22 protein-coding genes, 2 pseudogenes and 1 other annotated feature are annotated in these 24,766 nt (G+C 37.0%); of the genes and pseudogenes, 5 read left to right on the top strand and 19 right to left on the bottom strand.

The annotated features are described in order from the left end of the window. Positions 1–27: 27 nt before the first annotated feature. The 6 genes and pseudogenes from treP to ACFQ3N_RS07850 all read right to left on the bottom strand — a co-directional run bounded on the left by treP (position 28) and on the right by ACFQ3N_RS07850 (position 7,526). A pseudogene (gene treP / locus ACFQ3N_RS07875) lies at positions 28–1,438 on the bottom strand (PTS system trehalose-specific EIIBC component). 189 nt (positions 1,439–1,627) lie between these two features. Further along, positions 1,628–1,993, bottom strand: a pseudogene (locus tag ACFQ3N_RS07870) (PTS sugar transporter subunit IIA); the annotation flags it as partial. 221 nt (positions 1,994–2,214) lie between these two features. Then, complete coding sequence (locus ACFQ3N_RS07865; RefSeq protein WP_390361185.1) at positions 2,215–3,303, bottom strand: PQQ-dependent sugar dehydrogenase; 1,089 nt, start codon at positions 3,301–3,303, stop codon at positions 2,215–2,217. A gap of 269 nt (positions 3,304–3,572) precedes the next feature. Beyond that, entirely contained in the window at positions 3,573–5,399 is a 1,827-nt protein-coding gene (typA, locus tag ACFQ3N_RS07860; protein WP_390361184.1) for a translational GTPase TypA, read from the bottom strand. Positions 5,400–5,508: 109 nt separating this feature from the next. Further along, on the bottom strand, positions 5,509–6,837 hold the full coding sequence (locus tag ACFQ3N_RS07855) for a sensor histidine kinase (protein WP_390361182.1): 1,329 nt from the start codon (positions 6,835–6,837) through the stop codon (positions 5,509–5,511). A 2-nt stretch (positions 6,838–6,839) separates the two neighbouring features. Further along, positions 6,840–7,526 (bottom strand): response regulator transcription factor, encoded by a 687-nt coding sequence (locus ACFQ3N_RS07850; protein ID WP_390361180.1) that lies wholly within the window; start codon positions 7,524–7,526, stop codon positions 6,840–6,842. A 166-nt stretch (positions 7,527–7,692) separates the two neighbouring features. Here ACFQ3N_RS07850 and ACFQ3N_RS07845 point away from each other — a divergent pair, with 166 nt between their 5' ends. Both ACFQ3N_RS07845 and ACFQ3N_RS07840 read left to right on the top strand, forming a co-directional pair. Beyond that, positions 7,693–8,925 carry a S1C family serine protease gene (locus ACFQ3N_RS07845; protein WP_390361178.1) on the top strand — a complete coding sequence of 411 codons (1,233 nt, stop codon included), beginning with the start codon at positions 7,693–7,695 and terminating at the stop codon, positions 8,923–8,925. A gap of 207 nt (positions 8,926–9,132) precedes the next feature. Continuing rightward, entirely contained in the window at positions 9,133–9,912 is a 780-nt protein-coding gene (locus ACFQ3N_RS07840; RefSeq protein ID WP_390361176.1) for a hypothetical protein, read from the top strand. A gap of 373 nt (positions 9,913–10,285) precedes the next feature. Here the strand turns inward: ACFQ3N_RS07840 and ACFQ3N_RS07835 are convergent, their stop codons facing one another. Together ACFQ3N_RS07835 and ACFQ3N_RS07830 are read right to left on the bottom strand one after the other, a co-directional pair. Then, positions 10,286–10,945 (bottom strand): TraR/DksA C4-type zinc finger protein, encoded by a 660-nt coding sequence (locus ACFQ3N_RS07835; RefSeq protein WP_390361174.1) that lies wholly within the window; start codon positions 10,943–10,945, stop codon positions 10,286–10,288. Between the two features lie 77 nt (positions 10,946–11,022). After that, positions 11,023–11,469: a GNAT family N-acetyltransferase gene (locus ACFQ3N_RS07830; protein ID WP_390361172.1), complete on the bottom strand. Its 447-nt coding sequence runs from the start codon at positions 11,467–11,469 to the stop codon at positions 11,023–11,025. A 111-nt stretch (positions 11,470–11,580) separates the two neighbouring features. On the opposite strand from ACFQ3N_RS07830, the gene ACFQ3N_RS07825 reads away from it, so the two are divergent. Further along, a complete protein-coding gene (locus ACFQ3N_RS07825; RefSeq protein WP_390361244.1) occupies positions 11,581–12,456 on the top strand; it encodes an NAD(P)-dependent oxidoreductase in 876 nt (291 codons plus the stop codon). A 4-nt stretch (positions 12,457–12,460) separates the two neighbouring features. Here ACFQ3N_RS07825 and ACFQ3N_RS07820 read toward each other — a convergent pair whose 3' ends face one another. The 3 genes from ACFQ3N_RS07820 to ACFQ3N_RS07810 all read right to left on the bottom strand — a co-directional run bounded on the left by ACFQ3N_RS07820 (position 12,461) and on the right by ACFQ3N_RS07810 (position 14,756). Next, complete coding sequence (locus tag ACFQ3N_RS07820; RefSeq protein ID WP_390361170.1) at positions 12,461–12,760, bottom strand: hypothetical protein; 300 nt, start codon at positions 12,758–12,760, stop codon at positions 12,461–12,463. Positions 12,761–12,762: 2 nt separating this feature from the next. Continuing rightward, positions 12,763–13,449: a class I SAM-dependent methyltransferase gene (locus tag ACFQ3N_RS07815; protein WP_390361168.1), complete on the bottom strand. Its 687-nt coding sequence runs from the start codon at positions 13,447–13,449 to the stop codon at positions 12,763–12,765. Between the two features lie 1,109 nt (positions 13,450–14,558). Further along, complete coding sequence (locus ACFQ3N_RS07810) at positions 14,559–14,756, bottom strand: cold shock domain-containing protein (RefSeq protein ID WP_095654600.1); 198 nt, start codon at positions 14,754–14,756, stop codon at positions 14,559–14,561. Positions 14,757–15,119: 363 nt separating this feature from the next. Between ACFQ3N_RS07810 and trhO the strand changes: the two genes are divergently transcribed. Beyond that, positions 15,120–16,094 carry an oxygen-dependent tRNA uridine(34) hydroxylase TrhO gene (gene trhO / locus ACFQ3N_RS07805; RefSeq protein ID WP_390361166.1) on the top strand — a complete coding sequence of 325 codons (975 nt, stop codon included), beginning with the start codon at positions 15,120–15,122 and terminating at the stop codon, positions 16,092–16,094. Positions 16,095–16,227: 133 nt separating this feature from the next. Continuing rightward, positions 16,228–16,704 (top strand): glutathione peroxidase, encoded by a 477-nt coding sequence (locus tag ACFQ3N_RS07800; protein ID WP_390361242.1) that lies wholly within the window; start codon positions 16,228–16,230, stop codon positions 16,702–16,704. 121 nt (positions 16,705–16,825) lie between these two features. On the opposite strand, the gene ACFQ3N_RS07795 is transcribed toward ACFQ3N_RS07800, so the two are convergent. The 8 genes from ACFQ3N_RS07795 to ACFQ3N_RS07760 all read right to left on the bottom strand — a co-directional run bounded on the left by ACFQ3N_RS07795 (position 16,826) and on the right by ACFQ3N_RS07760 (position 24,758). Continuing rightward, entirely contained in the window at positions 16,826–17,548 is a 723-nt protein-coding gene (locus ACFQ3N_RS07795; protein WP_390361164.1) for an amino acid ABC transporter ATP-binding protein, read from the bottom strand. Further along, positions 17,541–18,200: an amino acid ABC transporter permease gene (locus ACFQ3N_RS07790; protein WP_390361162.1), complete on the bottom strand. Its 660-nt coding sequence runs from the start codon at positions 18,198–18,200 to the stop codon at positions 17,541–17,543. Before ACFQ3N_RS07790 ends, ACFQ3N_RS07795 begins: the two co-directional genes overlap by 8 nt. Positions 18,201–18,235: 35 nt before the next feature. Further along, entirely contained in the window at positions 18,236–18,967 is a 732-nt protein-coding gene (locus ACFQ3N_RS07785) for an ABC transporter substrate-binding protein (RefSeq protein WP_449369433.1), read from the bottom strand. Positions 18,968–19,080: 113 nt separating this feature from the next. Further along, entirely contained in the window at positions 19,081–20,238 is a 1,158-nt protein-coding gene (locus ACFQ3N_RS07780) for a M20 family metallopeptidase (RefSeq protein WP_390361158.1), read from the bottom strand. A 304-nt stretch (positions 20,239–20,542) separates the two neighbouring features. Beyond that, positions 20,543–21,982: a proline--tRNA ligase gene (gene proS, locus ACFQ3N_RS07775; protein ID WP_390361156.1), complete on the bottom strand. Its 1,440-nt coding sequence runs from the start codon at positions 21,980–21,982 to the stop codon at positions 20,543–20,545. A gap of 58 nt (positions 21,983–22,040) precedes the next feature. Then, positions 22,041–22,267: a binding site (T-box leader), on the bottom strand. A gap of 583 nt (positions 22,268–22,850) precedes the next feature. Beyond that, positions 22,851–23,402, bottom strand: coding sequence for a cysteine hydrolase family protein (locus ACFQ3N_RS07770; RefSeq protein WP_390361154.1), 552 nt, complete (start codon positions 23,400–23,402; stop codon positions 22,851–22,853). 2 nt (positions 23,403–23,404) lie between these two features. Continuing rightward, positions 23,405–24,241 (bottom strand): bifunctional hydroxymethylpyrimidine kinase/phosphomethylpyrimidine kinase, encoded by an 837-nt coding sequence (gene thiD / locus ACFQ3N_RS07765; RefSeq protein WP_390361152.1) that lies wholly within the window; start codon positions 24,239–24,241, stop codon positions 23,405–23,407. A 19-nt stretch (positions 24,242–24,260) separates the two neighbouring features. Then, positions 24,261–24,758: a DUF456 domain-containing protein gene (locus ACFQ3N_RS07760; protein ID WP_390361150.1), complete on the bottom strand. Its 498-nt coding sequence runs from the start codon at positions 24,756–24,758 to the stop codon at positions 24,261–24,263. Between the last annotated feature and the right edge of the window lie 8 nt (positions 24,759–24,766).

The following is a 24,766-nucleotide window of genomic DNA, read 5'->3' as shown; positions in this document are numbered from 1 at the left end:
TGCTAACACCTCATTACACTTGTTGTATTATTTTTGGTTAAATTTATGTCTTGCGATGAGGAACGTAATTACAAATGGTACAATCATTACGATTAACATACCAATAAAGAAGGCAAGCCAACCTGATGGTACAATTGAAAAAATACCTGGTACTCCTCCAACACCAATAGATGTTGCTAATACATTTTGCATCGTTATAAATGCACCGGCAATTGAGGAACCTATGACCGCAGCAATAAATGGATATCTAAAACGTAAGTTAACCCCAAATAATGCAGGTTCTGTTATACCCAACCAAGCAGAGATACCGGATGTCCCTGCCAACCCTTTTAATTTTTCATCTCTTGCTACTAACATCATCGCAAATGCTGCTGAACCTTGAGCGATATTAGATAGAGCTAAAATCGGCCACAAGAATGTTGTTTCTGTACTCCCGATTAATTGAAGGTCCACTGCTAGGAATGTATGATGCATTCCTGTAATAACAAGTGGTGCATATATTGCCCCGTATACAAGACCACCAAGAATCGCAAATTGGTCAAATACTGACACTAATGCATCTGTAATACCGTTTCCAATCGCAAAAGTGATTGGTCCAATAATAATAAATGTTAAAAATCCTGTTACTAATAACGCAATTGGTGCAACTACTAATAATTGTAAGGAGTCCATTACACGTTTTCTATGGAAAATTTCAATTTTCGCTAACACCCATGATGCAAATAGAACAGGCAACACTTGACCTTGATAGCCAATTTTATTAACTTCAAAACCAAATAAATTCCATGTCGGAACGGTACCTTCTTCTACTGCTGCACCATAATGCATTGAGTAATGCTGGGTGTACAAGAATTAACCCTAATACTACACCGAGTATTTCATTACCACCAAACCGCTTCACTGCAGACCAACCAATTAATGCTGGTAAGAAGGTGAAGGCAGTGTTTGCGATGATATTAATCATATCAGCTATTCCTGCCCATTGTGGGTACATTTCAATTACAGCTGGTGCATTCCTTCCAAAAATACCTTCATTTGCTAAAATATTGTTTATTCCCATAAGTAGTCCCGCTGTTACAATTGCAGGAAGAATCGGGATAAATATGTCTGCTAAAACCTTAATTGCTTGCTGTAATGGATTTTGTTTTTTACCACTTGCAGCTTTCACATCATCTTTAGATGCTTCACCTACTCCGGCATCGTTAACCATTGCTGCATACACTTTATCGACTGTACCTTGTCCAATAACTATTTGATATTGTCCATTGGTTGTGAAAGAGCCTTTGACAATATCCATTTTTTCAATGGCTTCTTGATCAATCTTGTCATCATCCGACAAAGCAAAGCGAAGTCGAGTTACACAGTGTGTGGCAGCATGAATATTATCTGTTCCACCAATAGCGGCTACTATTGCATTTGCTTCTTCACTATATTGCATAGCATTATATGTTGTTTTCTCTTCTTCTGATTCTTCTAATGATCCCTCATGCTTCATTTTTGCTTGAAAAAGAGTTGATTCACCTGCTACAACAGTTGAATCACAAGCTTGAACAAAAGATTCAAGTGCATCTCCGTTCGTTACAACGATTGGGGTAATATGACTTGCTGCCTTTTCTTTTATGAATTCTAAATCAAACGTAACTAATGGATCACCAGCTTTAACCTGATCCCCTTGCTGCACGTGAGCCTCAAAACCCTCACCATCTAAGGATACTGTTTCTAAACCTATGTGTATTAAAATCTCTATACCTGATGTACTTTGAATACCAACCGCATGCTTGGTAGGGAAAATTTGTACAATCTCCCCATCTAGTGGAGCAACAACTTTTCCGTTACTCGGTTCTATAGCAAGACCATCCCCCATCATTTTTTGAGAAAATGTAGGGTCTGGAACATTCTCCAGTTGTATGACTTTACCACTGAGTGGAGCATATATATTTTCAGTCACTAGAGTACCTCCTCCAATTATCGATAACAAAACTTGTATATACATGTAACAAAAAATAGTATAACTTGTATATACAAGTTTTGCAAGGGCTTTCATTTATCTTTTAGTTTATACCCTGAAATATTCCAACTAACACCTTTCAACAAAAATGAACTATAAGGTTCTTTTGGGTCTTCACCACTATATTCTTAAAAATTTTATAACTATAACTAAGCAAAAAGACTGCTTTGCATAGTTTGTAGCAAAGCAGTCTTTTTTATCTAAAACTAATGTAATTGGTTTTGTGAAATCGATATAAATAATAAAACATCCTCATTTTCTGAAGGGATTCCCCGTCCATCTGTGTTATTTGTAATGACATATATCCCGTCATCAACCGCTAATAAGTCACGAACCCGACCAACATCTGAAACAATTAAATGTTGCGTTTCTTCGAAGGGATCAAACTTTCGTACCCCTTCCCCTCGTAATGAAGCAAAATAGAAATTATTGTTAAAATACGTCATTCCAGACGGTGCCCACGTTTCAGTACCAGAGTGAATAATAGGTCCCTCCATATCATTCTCTGATTCGTCCCCCTCAACCACTGGCCATCCATAATTACTTCCCTTTATAATACGATTAATTTCATCATGAGCATCAGACCCATGTTCAGTGGCAAATAGCCTATCGTCTGAATCCCATGCAAGTCCTTGTGGGTTGCGATGTCCATATGAATACACATAGGAATTATTAAATGGATTATCTTCTGGTATAGACCCATTGGGATTCATTCGTAAAATCTTACCTGCTAAACTATCTACATCTTGTGCTAACTCTGGGTTTGTTGCATCTCCAGTAGTTATATAAAGGTTTTCATCTGGTCCGATCTCTATTCGACCCCCTTGATGGAATTGACCACCAGGAATATGGTCTATTAAAATAGACTGCTCCACCCAATGTTCGTTTCCTTGTTCTATCGTAACAACACGTTGATAATACTCATTATCTTCTTGATACGAGTAATAGGCGAATGCAGTTTCAGTTTCTGTGAAATCATCAGGAAATGCAATTCCTAATAATCCAGCTTCCGGTTGATTGGCCAAATTTTTATCAAATTTAACCGGCTTGCGTGATTGATTTTCTCCGTCAATTGTTACGATTGATCCATTACGTTCACTAACATAAAAAGTGTTATTAACTTTCGCTATTTCCCAAGGTTCCTGGAGATTCTGCGCTATGATTTTTCGCTCACCTACAGTTACAGACTCAACACCTTTTTCTGTAACTGTTTCATTCTCACTAGTAGGCGACTCTGAATTCGGTTGTAAATGTTCATCTTCAGAACATCCCACTGTGAAGAGTAAAAAACTCATACTTAGTATTACGAAACGAATAGGGAACCACCTCACGAGGGTTTAATTAGTTGTACTTAGTTTATCTGATTTTTTTAGGGGAGTAAAACTAGTTAATTTTTGATCGTTTTTCTGCTCTGTTGATTATATTTCTGCACTGTTGATCAATTTTCTGCTCTATTGATTATATTTCCATTCTGTTGATCGATTTTTAGTTCTCTCCAACTACATCCATAAACCAAAAAAACGGCAAAAGTACTATCGTGTACTTTCACCGTCGTTATCATGATTTATACTTTCGTTTTCTTAGCTGATTTTTCACGTTCACTTTTGTTTAATATTTTTTTACGTAAACGGATGGATTCTGGAGTTACCTCACAATATTCATCATCGTTTAAATATTCAATTGCTTCTTCTAAAGAAAGATCACGTGTTTTTCTAATTGTAGAAGTTTGGTCTTTATTTGATGAACGAACGTTTGTTAAATGTTTTTCTTTGGTAATGTTAACGGTAAGATCGTTTTCTCGATTGTGTTCTCCGACAATCATACCCGCATAAATTTCTGTTCCTGGGTCAACAAATATAACACCACGATCTTCAAGTTGCATAATACCATAAGTGGATGCTTTTCCGTTTTCTAAACCAACAAGTACTCCTTCACGTCTTCCACCTACTTGGCCTTTAATTAGAGGCTCATAGGTGTCAAATGTGTGATTGATAATACCATAGCCACGCGTTTGTGACATAAATTCAGTAGAATAACCAATTAGACCACGTGATGGTACTTTGAATTCTAAACGAACCTGCCCATTACCTTGGTTAACCATATTAATCATTTCACCTTTACGTTCACCAAGAGATTCCATGATAGAACCTGTGTAATCTTCTGGAACATCTACTTGAACACGTTCAACGGGCTCACATTTCACACCATCTATTTCTTTAATGATTACCTGTGGCTTAGATAGTTGTAACTCATAGCCTTCACGGCGCATGTTTTCAATTAAAATAGATAGGTGCAGCTCACCACGTCCTGAAACAACCCATGCATCTGGTGACTCAGTTGGATCTACACGTAAACTTACGTCTGTTTCCAATTGCTTCAGTAAACGCTCTTCAATTCTGCGAGACGTAATATATTTACCTTCACGTCCAGCAAATGGACTATTATTAACAAGGAAAGTCATTTGCAATGTTGGTTCATCAATACGAAGCCATGGTAACGCATCAGGGTGATCCTTAGGGCAAATGGTTTCTCCGACATTAATATCTTCCAATCCAGCTATCGCTACAATATCTCCAGCTTTTGCTTCTTCAATTTCAATTCGTTTCAAGCCAATAAATCCAAATAACTTACTGATACGGAATGACTTCTGAGAACCATCTTTTTTCATTACTACTACTTGTTGTCCAAGACTAATTTTGCCTCGTACAACTCGCCCCACACCAATTCGACCAACATAATCGTTGTAATCAAGTAATGTGATTTGGAATTGTAACGGCTCATCTTGTGTGTCAACCGGTGCTGGGATATGTTCTAATATCGTTTTAAAAACCGGATCCATCGTTTCATTTTGTTCCTCTGGCTCCTCACCTGATGTTCCATTCAATGCAGATGCATAAACAACAGGGAATTCCAATTGGTCATCGTCTGCCCCTAGTTCAATAAATAGGTCCAATACTTCATCAATAACTTCATTTGGACGAGCACTAGGTCGGTCAATTTTATTTAAAACAACAATTGGTGTCAATTTTTGTTCTAATGCTTTTTTTAGTACAAAACGTGTTTGTGGCATTGTACCTTCATACGCATCAACAACTAAAATCACACCATCAACCATTTTCATGATGCGTTCTACCTCACCACCAAAATCAGCGTGTCCTGGTGTATCAAGAATATTGATAGCAGTATCTTTATATTTTATCGCTGTATTTTTCGCCAAAATAGTAATTCCACGTTCACGTTCTATATCATTCGAATCCATAGCACGTTCATTTACTTGTTCATTCTCACGGAATGTTCCTGAGTATTTTAACATTTGATCAACAAGTGTTGTTTTTCCATGGTCAACATGGGCTATGATCGCGATATTTCGAATATCTTCTCTTAATTGCATAAAAAGTACGCTCCTCTATAATTACGGGATGATTCAAACTATACTAGTATATCACAAAAGTCAATAAAGAAAAAACTCTGATTGGATAAATTTTTCAATTTAATTTTAATTATGAAAAAGTAAGTACAAATTTGGCACCACCATAATCGGATGTTTCGACTGAAATAGTCCCATTTGACTGTTCTACAATTGCTCGTGAAATAGCTAATCCTAAACCAGTTTCCCCATTATTACCTTTCACAAAACGGTGAAAAATATGTGGAAGTAAATCCTTTGTTATGCCTTCCCCATCATCTTCTACAACAATTGTCGTTACCTCATTACTTTTCTTAACCGATATGTTAACTAATGAGTGAGCGTGACGGATTGCATTAACCGTAACGTTTAACAATGCTTGTAACAGCTTTTCTTCATCAGCATACAAGGTGACTCCTGGTTCTGATGAATAATGGATCAATACATGCTTTTCATTCTTTAAAGGCAATGTGCGATCTAACACCTGATTAACGAGTGATGCTACTTCAATTCTTTTTGGATGATAGACGGATTGTTCACTGTCAAGCTTAGCTAATAGGATCATTTCATTTATAATTGTTTTCAGCCTTTTGACTTCTGTTACCATTACCTCTAACCCTTTTTCTTCATCCTCTTTGTCAAATACACGATCTCGTATACCTTCAGCATATCCTTGTATGGTCATCAATGGCGTTTTCAGTTCATGACTTGCATTTTGGAAAAACGCTTGTTGGGTCTTCATATACTGTTGTAATTCATCAGCCATTTCAAATACACTTTGTTCAACCTCTTTAATTTCACCTGTTGCTTTAATTGGTTCAATTTGGTCGAATTGCCGCTTTTCAATTTTCTTCAGTTGTTTTTTCAACCGTGTTAATGGTGTAACGAGTTTGTTGGTGAAAATATAACTAAGAATCACTGCAGCTGCTGCACCAATTAAAAACACAACTAATAATCGAACAAAGAAGTTATGTTGTACTGCTTGTAGATCGTTTAGCGGTGTTAGTAAAATTAATTCCAACCCGGCACTCTCTGGATAAAAAAGAATACGAGACGTTACATACTTATCATTCCCATATTCCCATAATGGTTCATTCTCATCTGAGAAATCATTCGTTGCAACAAAACCACGGGCGATTTGTGAAGGCATTGTTGAATAAAGAACACGACTCCCCTGTCGATCAAACATGAATAATTGCAAGTCCTGATCCTGTAAAAACTCCCGGAATTGTTGGGTATTCTGTCGATCATCAAATTCTTGATTTAATACGCTGACTAGAATTTCACCTTTTTGCTCTAACTGCCTCTGCTCGTCTTGAATGAGTAAATCTAAAATAAGCGAATAAATGATAAATCCGGTTACAGACAAAATCACAAGTAATAATGTAGTAAACGCAATGTTTAGTTGATAGTGAAGTTTCATGATTATTCCTCGTCACTTCGTAAACGGTATCCGAATCCCCATACCGTTTCTATGTTAATATCATTAAATTTTTTACGAAGTCGTTTAACCAAATCATCAACCGCTCGGTCACTTCCAAAATAATCATCGCCCCATACTTTTGTTAACAGTTCTTCTCTAGAAAAAGCATGATTACAATTTTCAACAAACAATAAGAGAAGATCAAACTCTTTGGTAGTCACTTCCTGTTCTATTCCATTCCAAAATACTCGGCGTTCGTTTATATAGATGAGTAGATTATTCAATTTCAGCTTGTTGGAAGGTTGTTCTGATGCTTCACTCGAAATATGGGTTCGTTTAAATAAACGTTTCACACGTGCTATTAATTCCCTTGGACTGAAGGGTTTTGTTAAATAATCATCACCACCCAATTCTAACCCGAGAATTTTATCAATTTCCTCGTCCTTTGCAGAAATAATAATGATTGGGACATCGCTCTCGTTTCGTATTTTTTTACAAAATTCATAACCGTCCATACCAGGGAGCATAATATCTAAAATCCACATATCAGGTGGTTGTGTTTCCCATAATTTCCATGCCTCCTCAGCAGAATCTAGTAGCATTACAGAAAAACCCTCTTTTTTTAAATATGCAGAAACAATTTGCTGGATATTAGTATCATCCTCAACAACACCTATTTGGTTACTCATGTTATGACCCCCTAGTTTGTTCATTTCCTACCTATATTTTTACACACTTTAGCTGATTCTGAATACTTAAATGCAATTTACACATTTTTTCCACATTTATACCATATAAATTTCAAATTTGCTATTTATACTAAATGTAACAATAAACTTATGAGGTGATATAGGTATGGAACAAAATGAAGAAAAAAATACAAACACTACTAATCAAGAAGAAAAAATCACTTCTGAACAACCAAAAAATAAATCGACATCGCAACTAATTTGGAGTGGTATCTTAGGTGGGGTTATCTCTGCGATGATCGTTGTTTTATTATTTACCACTGACATGATCCCTATAAATGAAAAAGTGGGTGGTAGTTCAGCTTCCACACAAACGAACGAAGCAGAAACAGAATCACCTCGTATAATTAATACAATTGCTTCTGATAATGCTGACGTTGCATCCAATATAGACGAGGCTTCCAAGGCTGTGGTAAGTGTCCTCAACAAGCAACAAAAAAACATTTGGGCCCAGAGTCAGGAAGCAGGGGCTGGTTCTGGTATTATATATAAGAAAGAAAACGGTAAAGCCTACGTTGTAACTAATAACCATGTAGTAGAAGGCGCAGAAACTGTTGAGGTAGTCTTAAAAAATGATGAGCATGTAGAAGCAAGTGTTTTAGGAGCAGATGCATTAAGTGATTTAGCGGTATTAGAGATTGATGGTAGTAAAATTGACGTTATTGCTGAGCTTGGATCTTCAGGAGATTTACAAATCGGTGAAACAGTAATTGCAATTGGTAATCCATTAGGAATGGATTTATCAGGATCGGTCACAAGAGGGATTATAAGTGGTTTAGAACGTTCCATCCCAATTGATACAAATGGTGATAATCAACCCGATTGGATCACGGAAGTCATTCAAACCGATGCAGCTATTAATCCAGGTAATAGTGGTGGGGCGTTAGTAAATGCTGATGGAAAAGTAATCGGGATCAATTCGATGAAAATAGCTCGTCAGGAAGTGGAAGGCATTGGATTTGCCATACCAAGTGATTCAGCATTGCCTATTATGGAACAACTAGAAAAAGATGGTTCGATTGCCAGACCCTTTATTGGTGTAAGTACAGCATCATTAAATCAAGTTCCACCACAATATCGTGATCAGATTACATTACCAGAAGATATAGAAGGCGGTATGGTAGTAGCAGATGTGGAATCAGGTTCACCTGCAGACCGTGTAGGGTTGCAGCAATTTGATATCATTACAAAAATCAATGATCAAGAAATTACATCCATACTAGACTTACGAAAATATATGTACTCAGAAACCTCTATTGGGGACTCTATTGAAATGGAGTATTACCGCGATGGAAAGCCACAAACTGTTGAAATGGAATTAACAGAACGGAATAAGTAGAGATTATTCAAAAAAGAAGGGGATGTTCCCCTTCTTTTTTTAATTGGCTGTTTTCTAAAAGATTGTTTTGTCACAATAGATATAAACTGCGACGTAACTTTTTTGTGGAATGTTTTCTTCTAAAAAAACAAGGGTAATATACATATATTGTCGAAATCATTATTATAGTAGTAGGAGATGTTAAAATTATGTAAAGGAAGTGATAGTATGAATTGTCCAAATTGTGGACAGCAAACAGAAGAAGGTAAGTTTTGTACTAGTTGCGGAACCCAATTACCCAACAAGGAATATGCAGCAGCTGCTGATCCAACTATAAATACTCCACCACAACAACAGCAACAAACAAAACAAGAACAAACCAAAATACAATCCAATGAGACTGTTGAGAAAATGAAGGCAACCGGTTCTAATTTTGGTAATTTTTTTGTAACGCTGTTGAAGCAGCCAAGTGAAGCAAAAAAGGTAGACAGCAAAGATTTGCCTTCTGGAATTATTACAATAATTATTTTTTCTTTATTAATTGCTTTAGGATATCATTTATCTATTCGTGGCGTTTCAGCAGGATTTATCCAAATTTCATTTTTCGATAGCTTTGTCCTTCCATTTGTCGAGTTCGTGGTATTATTCGGTATTGTTGCGAGCTTAACATTTGCAGGTGCAAAAATGGCTGTTCAAGCAGTAACTTATACAGATACAATAGCTAAGTATGGGGCCTATTTAACACCATTCCTGTTACTTTATGCTACTGGATTTTTATTAAATCTAATAGGCTTAACCGATTTGGCTGCATTAGTAATTTTGGTAAGTATTCTTGGTGCCATTGTTATAGTGCCTACTTTAATTCTACTCGAAAAGCCTGCTAGTGGATTTGATCGCTTATATGTATTAATCGCTATTTATCTTATCTCTATGCTTGTATTTGGGTTCTTTGTTCGAACATTTATCGAGTCTTTATTTGGTGGCCTAATGGGTGGATTGTTTGGGTGATTTTAATTTTAAATACTTTAGAAAACTCTGCTTATCGCCAAGCCTTTATGGCGAAATCCTTAGTTGCCACTTATGTAGGAAAGTTTTATGCATTTGGTATCTGTTGAAAAAGAGCTCCTTTTATTAAAAGGAGCTCTTTTATATCCACCAAAGGATTAAATCCATACTATTACTTCCTGTCGAACTTTTCTTATTATAAAACTCCGAGACCCAAAGTTCTCACAAAATACGACAATGAATTGGTTATGTTACATATCAAACATTTTTCACAAACCAGTTCCTGTCATAGAAATTTCTTTACTCTCTGCACTAGTACTACCACCATTGATAAAATTTTTCCAAAAAAACATGCACAGAGACTGTGCACGCGTAATTAATCTTCGTATTTTTCATGATTTGGAGTGACACCGGTAAATTTACCTTCCCGATCTGCTGCTAAGAAATCTTCTGGATCCTCAACACTTCCGACATTTTCATCATTGTTTGGATACATTTCATTGTAACTCTCCCGGTCACCATAAAAGTCTGATGGTGTTTCAGATGTACCATATCTACTTACTTCTTGCCAAGCATCCTCAGCGTCATAACCAGTTTGCTCTTCGTCTGTAACTTCATCTGGGTTGATGTTTGGGCTAAATACATCTTCTTCCACCGTACGATTTTCCTCGAACATGGTGTTACTAGCGTGTTCGAAACACCTGTCTGCTGTTGGAGCAGCTGCTAAGCGTTCCATCGGAATATCCGCACCACACTTACTACAAATACCGTATGTCCCCTCTTCTATTGCATGAAGTGCTTCATTTATTTCTTCTAATTCCTGCTCTGCATGTTCGTTTAGAGCTACATCTTTCTCTCGCTCATATAATTCTGTACCATGATCCGCTGGGTGATTATCATAATTAGATAACTCACCAACTGATTCTTTTATTAATTCATATGTTAATCCAAAGTGGTCTTGTACTTGGTTAATTAGTTCTGATTGTCGATCTAATAAAGCAGATTTACACTGTAATATTTGCTCCTTCGTGATCATAACGATCAGCCTCCATTAGCGTTTAAGTATAAAAGGATCGCTAACTATACTATGTGTAAATCCGTAATTATGATACTTCATTTTTGCTTCCAAACCATGTCAATATGTGGAATGCCATCATCCATATAGGATGGTGAAATTTGCTTAAAACCAAACGACCCATAAAAATCTTTCAGGTGTTCTTGTGCTTGTAGCTTTATTATGGACTCATCCCACACATTTACTACATATTCAATTGCTTTTTTCATAATTTGTTGGGCATAACCATTCCCTCTGTATTTCTCTTTAACCATCACTCTTCCAATTGAAACTTCTTGATATTTAGTATCTGCTGGTAAAATACGGACAATGGCTGCCATTTCGTTATTTATTTTTAAAAAGTAATGAATTGCTTCTTGATCGTAATTATCCAATTCGGGATAAGGACATTCTTGTTCTACCACAAATACATCAACTCTTGCTTTCATAAGCTCGTATAAATCATTATTCGTTAGTTCTTGAAAAGATTTTATGTACCATTCCATTCCCATTTCACTCCTTTTATTAAATACTATAATACAAAAATCATGTCCTAAGATAAAAGGATTTAGCACTCACTATGTCGAAATCTATTATAAAAGGAGAGTATATATATGATGAAGATAAATGATACAACAATCGGTATTATTGGAACTGGAGTCATGGGCAAGAGTATGGTAACCAATTTACAAAAAGCTGGATACCAAATTAACCTTTATACACGTACAAAATCAAAAGCACAACCTTTAATTAATAATGGTGCCACTTGGAAAAATTCGGTTTCTGAACTTACGGAATCGGCTGATGTGATTATAACAATGGTCGGGTATCCATCAGATGTAGAAGAAGTTTATTTTGGGAATGAAGGTATTCTTGAAAACGCAAAACCAAGCACATATGTTATTGACATGACTACATCAAAGCCATCTTTAGCAGAAGAGATATACAAACAAGCTCTAACCAAACGAATTCATGCAATTGATGCACCTGTTTCTGGTGGAGATATTGGAGCTAAAAATGGAACATTAGCCATCATGGCTGGTGGAGACGAGGAGGCGTTTAATACCGTTTTGCCTATATTCCAAATCCTTGGTGAAAATATTGTATTACAAGGAAAGGCAGGAGCTGGCCAACATACAAAACTATGTAACCAAATTACAATAGCCTCCAATATGATTGGGGTTTGTGAAGCAATTATATATGCCAAAAATGCCGGCCTAGATCCTGAACGCGTGCTTGAAAGTATTACCACAGGCGCTGCCGGTAGTTGGTCTCTAACCAACCTTGCACCACGAATGATTCGTGGTGATTATGATCCTGGTTTCTATGTAAAACATTTCATTAAAGACATGACAATCGCACTTGAATCTGCACAGGAAATGGGATTATCAACACCTGGTTTGACTTTGTCATTAAAGCTCTATAAAGATCTTGCAGAAACTGGAGAAGATGATAGTGGCACCCAAGCTCTGATTAAGCTATTTGAAAAGTAACATCTCACTTTTTGCGTTTGTCTATCTGTTCTTGAACCATAAATGCTAAGTCATCGTTCCCGAAAAGTTGCAGTACATTCATGACAGTATCGTCTGGAATTTCTTCTGACTCCTTTTTGGGAACGGTTAGTTCTAATGCTTCCTTTAAAGCGTTGTTATTCACCTGCGATGGATAGGCTTGTTTATATAAACTTTTGGGGTCAAGATCATTATTTATACACCATTGCGCATAGACCAAAATCATCATTTTCTCGTCATTTTGATAGCTTTCAATAACTTGTTGTTCCATTTCTTTTTTATCCATTACTAATCAACCTTTCGAAGCATAAATACCCACATAAATGTTAATGCCTGTTTTAATTCTAATGGTAATCCTTCAAGATGGTGCTTTTTAACTTCTTCTTTATATACCCCAAAGCCATCCAAATACTCTAATTTGTACTCTTTAGCAAGCTGTTGAAACTCCCACGGCATCATGGTATTAGCAATTGTTTTCTCACCATGAATACGTGGATAACTATTCCCCCTAGGCCCAGCCGTAGGTCCTAAAATTCCAACACAAAGCAACCCGTCTTTCTTTAATACACGATTAATTTCGAGTAGTGCTTTAGCAGGTACCTCCGTCCATTCCAGTACATTGATAGCCATCAAACTGTCAAAGCTATTATCTTCAAATGATAAATTCATTATATCTCCTTGCAAGAAAGTAATATCCTCATTTTTTAATCGCTTAGTTGCTCGACTAATCATCTCGCTTGATATATCGACTCCAGTAACATTATATCCTAAGTAGTGAAGTTTATATGAGCCATAACCATCCCCACAACCTATATCAAGTATGTTACTTCCTGTTGTTACATACTTTTGAACAAAAGGTACAATTTCCTTTCTACTACCATTATCCCACATATTTGTGCTTCGCTCATTCCAAAATGTTGCTCTATTATCCCATTGTAATTTGGCTTCTTGATGCCAGTTAAACGAATTAGTCATATCTTCCCTCCACTATTTGTAATATTAACGATCCACTACTTATATTAAAACATATATTAGAAAACTTGGCTTATCGCCAATCCTTAATGGCAAAAGCCTTAGTTGCAATTATGTAGATGAAAAAATTTTATACTTTCCTATCTACTAAAATAATCCCCACTAATTGGAACTATCCATTAATAGGGATTTTAATTAGTTACGGCTATACAATTAATAAATTACCTTTATAATTTCCTAAGCTAGAACATAAACGCAAAGCGCCTTGAAAGACACTCAAGACCAGATAGTTCCAGTTAAAGGGGGAATTTCACTGACCCTTGGAGAAATCGTCTTAGATTTTTTGAATACTTGGATAAGACTGAATTACAAGAACGGATAAAAACTATTATAGGAAAAGTGGAAGTTTAATTTATAACGGGTGCGATTGCTCAAGAGGACAATCGCTTCTTGAGTAAACGAGGCAGATAATAGACGAACAAATTTCACGGACTCCAGTGCCCTTATTTGTGTGAAAAACAGTGATTTCTAAGGTCAAGCGGACTCAGGGGATCTTATTACATGAAAAATAGTCTATAACTCCTGGAACTGTTACAAATAAGGTCCACTCAGTCCGACAACAGCGATAATTATACATAATGAAAGGAAATAAGGTCCAATGAGTCCGCAAAAAAGATAGGCTGTCCTATGATCAAGCAGTGTAATTTCTATTTAAGTAAAGCTTTAGTTCAATAAGAGTTAAATTTAAGTATTAGAAAACTTAGCACTCGTTAAAGGGATTATTGGTAAACGTACTTTGCTTTCTTAGAATCCCTTATGCTTTGGAGTGCAAGCCTTTAGAGTGAATGACCTAGTTGCACTTACTCAAATAAGAAAGTTTTTATACTTTCTTATCTGCGAACATAAACGCAAAGCGCCTTGAAAGACACGACAAGCATAAGCAGCTGCGTAGTGTGGATGACTTTTCCCAAGTCGACCTACTTATGACTCGAGGCGTTGGAGTTAGACGTGGCTGGTTCTGTAGAACATACACATAACTTTCAAGTTGTATACTTTCTTTACTAAGTAAAAAGGCTTATCTCTAGAACGAGATAAGCCTTTTAAATCATCTATTATAGACGTGTTACGTTAGCTGCTTGTGGTCCGCGGTTACCTTCAACGATTTCAAATTCAACGTCTTGACCTTCTTCAAGAGTTTTGAAACCTTCAGATTGAATAGCTGAGAAATGTACGAATACATCGTCTCCGTCTTCGCGCTCGATGAAACCGAACCCTTTTTCTGCATTAAACCATTTTACTTTACCAGTCATTAAAATGACCTCCTTATACAAATATCGTGCAAAGTATAATTGAATCATAAATACTTTTACACCACTTTGATAAGAGATCGTAAAGTATTATTCAAACTCCAATTTCCTTTTGCTATAATTAACTTTACTCTTTTATGAAATAAAATGCAAGCAATTCATTATTTTTTATTATAATTATTATTCAAGGCGCTGTTCTATCTTGGTTTGACGGCATTCACAACACACTAATTTATTTAAAATATAATCAAGGACACATTGTATTTTCATTCAAATTTTGATAAAATATGATCTTGCAAGATTATAAAAGAATACGACTACCAGACATTTATATCTTGCAAATATGAATGATAGGTGGTAATTAGAATGGAAAACAGTAAGAAATATCAAGTGTTACTGTATTATAACTATGTCCATATTGAGGATCCCGAGGCGTATGCAATGGAGCATCTTCAATTTTGTAAGGGTCTGGATTTAAGAGGCCGTATATTAGTAGCTCATGAAGGAATCAATGGGACGGTTTCAGGTACTATTGAGCAAACGGAAAAGTATATGGAAGCGATGCATAATGATCCTCGCTTTCGTAACATGACATTTAAAATTGATCCACATTCCGGACATGCTTTTAAAAGAATGCATGTGCGTCCACGACCAGAATTGGTAACCTTTCGTTTGGAGGATGACGTTAACCCCAAACAAACTACTGGTAAGTATCTAGCACCAAATGAGTTTTTTGAAGCGATGCAAGATGAGGACACAGTAGTATTAGATGCTCGTAATGATTACGAGTATGATGTAGGACATTTCCGTGGCGCAATCCGTCCTGATATCGAAACATTCCGCGATCTTCCAGAATGGGTACGTGAAAACAAACACCTTATTGAAGGTAAACGGATACTAACTTATTGTACAGGTGGTATCAGATGTGAGAAGTTTTCTGGTTGGTTAGTTAAGGAAGGCTTTGAAGATGTTGCGCAACTGCATGGTGGTATCGTAACATACGGAAAAGATCCTAACGTTCAAGGTGATCTATGGGATGGACAGTGTTATGTGTTTGATGAGCGTATTTCGGTGCCGATCAATCAAAAAGAACACGTTGTAGTCGGCGTTGATTATTTTGATGGCGAGCCATGTGAGCGCTATGTCAACTGTGCCAATCCTGAGTGTAATAAACAAATTCTTTGCTCGGTTGAAAATGAGCATAAATATATCAGAGGCTGTACACACGAATGCCGTGTAAGCCCACGTAACATGTATGTGAAAGAACATGATTTGTCTGAAGAAGAAGTTCAGCATAGACTTGAGCTACTCGAAAAAGAAAATACAAAACAAGAAGCTTAAGTAAAAGACGACTGTAAAAAGTCGTCTTTTTTTGGCCAAAATATTTATTTATATGTATACTTGAAGGTAATCTCAATATTTTGACAAGTGTATAGCATGTTGCTATTCTTTTGATAAAAGGAGGCTGATTCCAATTAGTGTACACGATTATTCCGCAAAAACGATGCTAGGTGAAGAAAAATCACTTGCAGATTATAAAGGAAACGTTCTTCTTATTGTGAATACGGCTAGTGAATGTGGATTTACTCCACAATTTGAAGGGTTACAAAAGTTATATGAGGACTATAAGGATCAAGGTTTTGAAGTTTTGGGGTTCCCATGTAACCAGTTCAATAATCAAGATCCTGGAACAGATGCTGAGATATCAAATTTTTGCCAACGCAATTATGGTGTATCTTTCAAAATGCTCAGCAAGGTTGACGTGAAAGGTGATCATGCACATCCACTTTTTGTGTATTTAACACAACAAGCCAAAGGCCTGATAACCAAACAAATTAAGTGGAACTTTACGAAGTTTTTGGTAGACAAAAATGGTGAAGTAATTGAAAGATATGCGCCACAAACAAATCCTGAAACTATTAGAAAAGACATTGAAAAACTAATTCCCTGAGCAACAGCGCAGACTTCTGAAGCTTGATGTGACTGACTCTTTATTGAAATACATGACTTTTAAGTTATACTTTCTTTCACATAAAAAGCACTCAGGAGCTTGGTACTCTCTGAGTGCTTTGTTATAGTATTTTTGCTAAAAATTCTTTTGCCCGATTCGTTTTTGGTTGATTAAAGAATGCTGTTGGGTCTCCTTCTTCCATCAAGTTTCCCTCATCCAAAAATAAAATTCTGTCGGCAACTTCTTTGGCAAAATTCATCTCATGTGTCACGACTACCATTGTCATTCCTGATTGTGCCAAATCCTTCATAACATCCAACACTTCTTTTACCATTTCTGGATCAAGTGCGGATGTTGGTTCATCAAAAAGCATAACCTCAGGCTCCATCGCCAAGGCTCTTGCAATAGCAACACGCTGCTTCTGACCACCAGATAAGCGGTTTGGATATGCATCCAACTTTTCTGTTAACCCTACTTTTGCAATTAGTTCTTTAGCCGTAGACTCTGCTTCAGCCTTTTTTACGTTCCTTACTGTTTGCGGTGCATAGGCAACATTATTTAGTACAGTCATATGCGGAAACAAATGAAAATGTTGAAATACCATACCAATTTGCTTACGAACGTCCATTTTAGCTGCTTTCGCACTCGTGATTTCTTGATTATCTACCCAAATATGACCTGATGTTGGTTCCTCCAATAAATTTAAGCACCGAAGAAATGTAGATTTCCCAGATCCTGAAGGCCCAATAACAGCAACTACTTCACCTTTATTGACAGAAGTAGTTATATCTTTTAAAACAGTGTTTTTGCCAAATTCTTTCGTAATATTCTCTACCTTAATCACTATGACGAAGCCTCCGTTCTACAACATTACCAATTTGTGTGAGAATGAAAACTATTACCCAATAAATTAGTCCGGCAAACAACAGCGGCTCGAAGTTCCGATATATATCAGACCCAACAATTTGTGCTCTACGCATTAAGTCCAAGTACCCAATTACAGACACGATTGCGGATTCCTTTGTTAACGTAATAAACTCATTCATCAACGCGGGTAATATGTTTTTTAGTGCCTGTGGTAAAATTATATTGATCATCATAGGTTTATAGGGGATTCCTAACGCTTCGGCAGCTTCTGTTTGTCCACGATCAACTGCCATGATACCTGCTCGAATGATTTCAGAAACATATGCTGATGAATTTAAACCAAATGCCAATATCGCGGATAAAAATGCGGATATATCATAGCCAGTTAACTGGGGTACTGCAAAATAAATAATCATTAATTGTAGAATTAGTGGTGTCCCACGGAAGATAGATGTATATGCATCTGCAAAGCCTTTTAAAAATGGAAGCTTTGTTATTTTACATAGTGCTAACAGGGTACCTAATATAAAACCTACTACTATCGAAACACTTACGAATTTTAATGTAGCCCATATTCCCTCAAGTATAAAAGGAATATAAGGCACGAGTTGGCTAAAGTCCAAGTTCATGCCTTATCACCTCACCTTTCTAGCTTGTACGTTACTTACTCTGAATCAGATAGCCATTTATCTTTTAGTTCGTCTAATTCTCCACTTTCTTCTAAATCTTCAAGTATGTTATTTACATCCTCCACAAGTTCACTATCCTTTGGAAATGCAACACCCATACCTGGTGAAACTGTTGTAGGATCATCAAATCCGACAAAGCCTTGTTCGTCTACATATCCAACAGCAACTGTTTTATCCATGTAACCAACATCGATACGATTTGAATTAAGTTCTTGGATTAGAATACTTGCATCATCAACCTTTTTAACCTCAAATCCATATTCTTCACTAAGTTTTTCTGCACCTTCTTCTTGGATTGTGCCAAGTTGAACACCGACTGTTTTCCCTTCTAGGTTTTCCAGGCTTTCAATAGACGCATCTGCTTTACTAATGAACATTTCACCTGAACGGTTATACTCATTTGAAAAATCAACATTCTTTTGACGTTTTTCTGTTGTACTCATACCAGCCATTACCATATCAACACGGCCAGATTGTAACGCTCCGATCAACCCATCAAAGCTCATATCTTCAATTTCCAATTCATATCCTAATTCTTCTGCAATCTTATGTGCAAGATCTATGTCAAACCCTTCAAAATTACCTTCTGTGTCACGCGATTCGAACGGAGGAAAATCGGCTGAAGTAGCCATTTTTAAAACTTCTTTATCTTGAGATGCATCCGTTGAAGAATCTTCATCATTATTACTGTCCCCACATGCAACCATTACACTCGCCATTACTATAAATATGATTAACTTGCTAATTGAAAATTTCATTAAAATCTCTCCCTTATATTTATAAAAAATTTAGTATTTTTATACATTGCAGTGCATAAAAATTAACCTTTTTTAAATTCATTTTGTACTTTCGTTAGTAATGCTTTGTCCACTATTAAATCATATCCAGTTTGTGCTAACGAAAGCGCACCATCAGCCACAGCTTGGCGACCTTCTTTGGTAATTGTTTTGTCAGCAAATTCTTTTGTATGTGCAATTAAGCCTTTTTCGTGTAAGCCGATATAAGGATGAATTGCCGGCACAACATGACTTACATTACCCATATCGATGGATCCATAACCTTGTTTTGCAGGATGAATTGGTTGCTCACTCGTTTCATGCAAATTTTGAGTGAATACGTTGGAGAGAGCTTTATTAGTAATCATATTATCATAGCTCAACTCATAATTCGATATTTCTAATGTTGCCCCAGTCATAAGGGCTGCACCATTTGCGATGTTTTTCACTTTTCCAACAACCTCATCTAAACAGGTTCGCTCTTTAGCACGAATGTAAAAATTCGCTACTGCTTTATCTGGTACCACATTGGCAGCCTGTCCACCTTCAGAGATGACACCGTGGATACGAACATCAGATGGAAGGTGTTCACGAAGTGCGTTAATACCATTAAAAAGCTGAATCACACTATCTAATGCATTAATTCCTTCTTCAGGGGATGCAGCTGCGTGAGATGATTTGCCTGCATATGCAAATTGTATCGCATCCATTGCTAGTGCTTCCCCACTTTCATACGATTGATCACCAGGATGCAGGATCATGGCAACATCGACATCATCAAAAGTTCCTTCCTCACTCATCGGAACCTTTGCACCGTTTGTCTCCTCAGCTGGTGTACCTAAAACTACTACATTCCCACCAATTTCATCTACTAGTTTGCTGAGTATAACACCAGCACCAACGCCGATTGTGCCAATCATATTATGCCCACATCCATGACCTACACCAGGTAATGCATCATATTCAGCTAAGTATGCAATAGTTGGACCTGGCTTTCCGCTTTTATATGCTGCTTTAAACGCAGTATCTCTATTTACAATCCCAGTCTCAATATTAAAATTATGATCAGCTAAAAATTTAGTTAGCAACTTCATAGACTGGTATTCCTGATCTCCTAATTCTGGATTTTCGTAAAGGTATTGACTCATATCCCAAAGATTTTTTTGTATTTTTTCTATCTCAATTGTTAACTGACTTTTCATGTTTTCCTCCACTGAAGATGTATATTTATTAATTACTATGTATATTTATAACACAAATCACGTAACCAAGGCAATAGTTTTTTACATTTATATCAACTATTTTTTGCTTATTAGAAAACTTGGCTTATCGTTAAAGGGATTCTTAGTAAGCGTACTTTGCTTTCTTAGAAGCCCTTATGCTTTGGAGTGCAAGCCTTCATGGCGAAAGCTATAGTTGCACTTATGTGGATAAGAACGTTTTATACGTTCTTATCCACCAATAGAAGAGGGAGCGCATTTATACTGCGCTCCCGCTGATTACCTATTAATATGCTTTTGCCCAATAAACTAATTCTTTAGCTTGTTTCTCACAGCATACACACGAATCAGCTACTTTTTCTTGTTCAAAAGGAATACAACGAGATGTTGCTGTTGTTTCTTCTTTAATCTTTTCTTCACATGCAAGATCTCCACACCACATAGCTTTTATGAATCCTGCTTTTTGATCAAGCGTTTGTTTGAATTCTTCCATATCCGTTACAACAGTAGTCATTTCATTTCTATGCTCAAGTGCTTTATTATACAGGTTCTGTTGAATTTCCTCTAATAATATAGGTAAACGTTCCTCTAGCTCATTAAGTGCCACGAATTCTTTTTCACCTGTATCCCGGCGTACTAGTACTACTTGTTCTTTTTCAATATCCTTTGGTCCCATTTCAATACGAACTGGAATACCTTTCATTTCATACTCATTGAATTTCCAACCTGGCATTTTATCACTTGGATCAATATTTACTCGAGCGATATCTTTTAAGCGATCACGTAAATCATACGCATGATCCAACACACCTTCTTTATGTTGTGCTATTGGTACAATCATTGCCTGTGTTGGTGCTATGCGCGGCGGAACAACAAGTCCACGGTTGTCCCCATGGACCATAATTAATGCACCGATTAATCGTGTAGTAATTCCCCAAGAGGTTTGATGTACATATTGTTGGTCCCCATTTTCATCTAGATACGTAATATCAAATGCTTCTGCAAATCCCGAGCCGAAATGGTGGGAAGTTCCAGATTGTAATGCTTTACCATCATGCATTAAGCTTTCAATTGTCAATGTGTACTTTGCTCCAGCAAACTTTTCTTTTTCTGTTTTACGTCCATGAATTACTGGGATTGCTAAATAGTTCTCAACAACATCTGCATATACACCGAGCATTCTTTCCGTTTCTTCTGCAGCATCTTCATATGTTGCGTGCGCGGTATGTCCCTCTTGCCATAAAAATTCTAGTGAGCGTAGGAATGGACGAGTGGTTTTTTCCCAACGAACTACATTACTCCACTGATTATAAAGCATTGGAAGGTCGCGGTAAGAGTGAATATTTTTGGAATAATATTCACAAAAAAGTGCTTCAGATGTTGGTCGAACAACTAGGCGCTCACTTAGTTCTTCTTCCCCACCGTGTGTTACCCATGCCACTTCAGGTGCGAACCCCTCGACATGGTCCTTTTCCTTTTGCAGTAGGCTTTCCGGTATAAATAAGGGAAACGATACATTCGAATGACCAGTTGCTTTAATTTGGCGATCCAATTCATCACGAATGTTTTCCCATATTGCGAAACCTTCAGGCTTAATAATCATCGTTCCGCGTACTGGACCATAATCAACTAAATCTGCTTGTTTTACGACATCTGTATACCATTGTGCGAAATCATCTTCCATAGCGGTAATTTTTTCAACAAACTGCTTATTTTTTTTACCCATACTAAACACCTCTTTATTTAAATTTATTATTAACAGAACACAAAAAATCCTCCATCCGAAAAGGGACCGAGGTTGGTGGTACCACCCTTGTTTACAAGACTAAGTTTAGCCCTTGTACACTTGGCATAATAACGGTTGATCACCGCGCACATCTTACAGCAGAAATGCTTTTCTGATGGCGAACTCGGAAGGCAGGTTCCATTTTATGTCTTTGGAAATTTTCAGCATCCATTTCCTCTCTATAAAAGACGGTCAAAATGTACTAATCCTTTTCAACGTTTCATGTATTATATTTCTAAATATATATGGATGTGAAAGTAAAGTCAAGCCTTATCTATCAGTGGTTTTTCGTATGTGGAGAACTTATCTCCCCATCAACCACGTGTCCTGTAAATTCAAATCCTAATGCCTTGTAAAATGGTTCAACTTAGTGTTGTATCATTTGGACTTCATTTTGCTGAAGATAAAGTTATGAACAATGAATAAGTACATCCTAATGAACAAAAGCGCAAGCGCCCGTTTAGCGACGTATGGGCTGCGCCCGCGCATCGCGGGTGGGTCGACGTTGCCGCGCAAAGCGGCGAAGTTAGTCGATCTTCCAAATTCGCATGAGATAAAGGAAACACGAAGAGCGGTAGCGATTCGATGTTGACTTATCGTAAGGAGGATCAGGAAGCCCACTAACAGCACGGGCGCTGGCCGATGAAAACGCCACGTCCTGTGGCGTCATCGGCACTAGTACGTCCTGTACGTCGGAGCTGGACGTGGCTTAAGCAGTAAATAAATTATCCACAGGCTCCTAATTTTATAATTTCCTAGACTACAAAATAGCTTGTAGCAACGGATCCGTTTACTACAAGCTTTTCATTTAAATTACTTTCGCACCTAGAGTATTTGTAAAGTGACCTAGAGCCCATTCATGCCCACGAGCATTAAAGCTTGCTACCGCATTTTGATGTACCACTATTTTAAAACCTTTGTTATATGCATCTACAGCGGTATGCAATACACAAATATCTGTACAAACACCTACTAAATGAACTTCGTCAATCTCGCGTTCACGTAATTTAATTTCTAAATCTGTGCCTGCAAATGCACTGTAGCGCGTTTTATCAAAGTAATAGACATTTTCTTTCTCTTTGTTTCCTTCATACACATCCGCTAGTTCACCGTACAAATCACGTCCTGGAGTCCCCTTGATATTATGCGGTGGAAATAATTTCGTTTCTGGATGAAATTTATCATCCTTTTCATGTGCATCGATTGCGAAAACTACATAATCACCAACTTCTAAAAACTCATTGGTAATCGATACAATGTTTCCTTCAATATCTTGTCCTGGTTCTCCACATGTCAGCATTCCATCTGTTGCTACAAAATCGTTGGTATAATCTACATTAATTAATGCTCGCTTCCCCATTCTTAATCCCTCCAATAAGATAGTTTAATCTCATGGGCAATACCCCTGTTTCGCATTGCCGCATGATACGTTGGGCCAACTATTTCCGTATAGGAAAACCCATGCTGAATTGCTGTTGTGACAAAACCTTTTGCCAAGTGAACCGCTTCTCTTACAGGCTTACCTTTTACCAAATAGGCAGCAATCGCCGCTGAATACGTACACCCTGCACCACTTGTATTTATTGTATCAATACGTGGCGATTCAAGCAGGATAGATTTTGTTCCATCATATAATACATCTATTGCCGGTCCCTTTAAACGTCCGCCTTTTGCCAGCACATAGTCTGAACCTAGTTGATACAAGTCAACCGCCGCTGTTTTTAAATCATCTATATTGTCTATCGTTCGGCCATCTAATAAGAGTGATGCTTCAGGTACATTAGGCGTTATTATTGTCGCTAAAGGAATTAACTTATCTTTTAGCATAGTAATGGCATCATCTTCTAGAAGCTTTGAATCCATTTTCCCTACCATAACTGGATCAACAACTATATGTTGAATGGAAGTTTGTTGGATCAACTCAGCAGTTCTTTCAATCACAGATTTAGAAAATAACATTCCCGTTTTGAGTCCATCGACTCCAACTTGCTTCATTGCCGTGGCGAATTGCGCTTCGATAGCCTCCATAGTCTGGGCATGAACATTTTTGCTGGTGATTGGGTGTCTGCTAACTATGGCGGTAATAACACTCATACCATAGACATCTAATTCCTGAAACGTTTTTAAATCCGCTTGAATCCCAGCACTACCACCAGCTGCTGATCCTGCTATTGTCATAACTCTTGGTGGAAGACTCATGTTATTAAATCCTTTCTCTTTAAAATAGTATTACGACAAAGAACCAACTAATCATTACAAGTTGAATAATAACTTTTGCTACCACTCCGCTCAAGAATCCAATTAATGATCCTATAGATGCTTGCATTGCTTCCTTTGTCGTACGTTTTTGATACATTTCAATTAGAATAACCGTTATAAAAGGTACGATTATAATTCCAAACGGTGGTATAATAAATGATCCAACAATTACAGCAACGGCAGCACCACGCTCACCCCATTTACTCCCACCAAACTTTTTCACAAAATAACTATTAGCAATAATATCTGAGACAATAAGAATGACAGTGAACACAACCATAACAGCCCAAAAAACAAAATCCAGTTCGGTACCGTTTATGACAAAGTGATATAGTATAAAACCTACCCATAGCACAAGAACTGATGGGATAATTGGAAATATAATTCCAACAAAACTTAACAAAAATAAAGCTACTATAATAATCCAACTAATAATATCAAGCATGTTTTCCTCCATTCATTTCA

The organism is Virgibacillus byunsanensis, assembly GCF_042675965.1.
In the GTDB taxonomy this organism is placed as follows: Bacteria; Bacillota; Bacilli; order Bacillales; family Amphibacillaceae; genus Virgibacillus_R; species Virgibacillus_R byunsanensis.
This window is presented reverse-complemented; position numbering and strand designations above follow the sequence as displayed.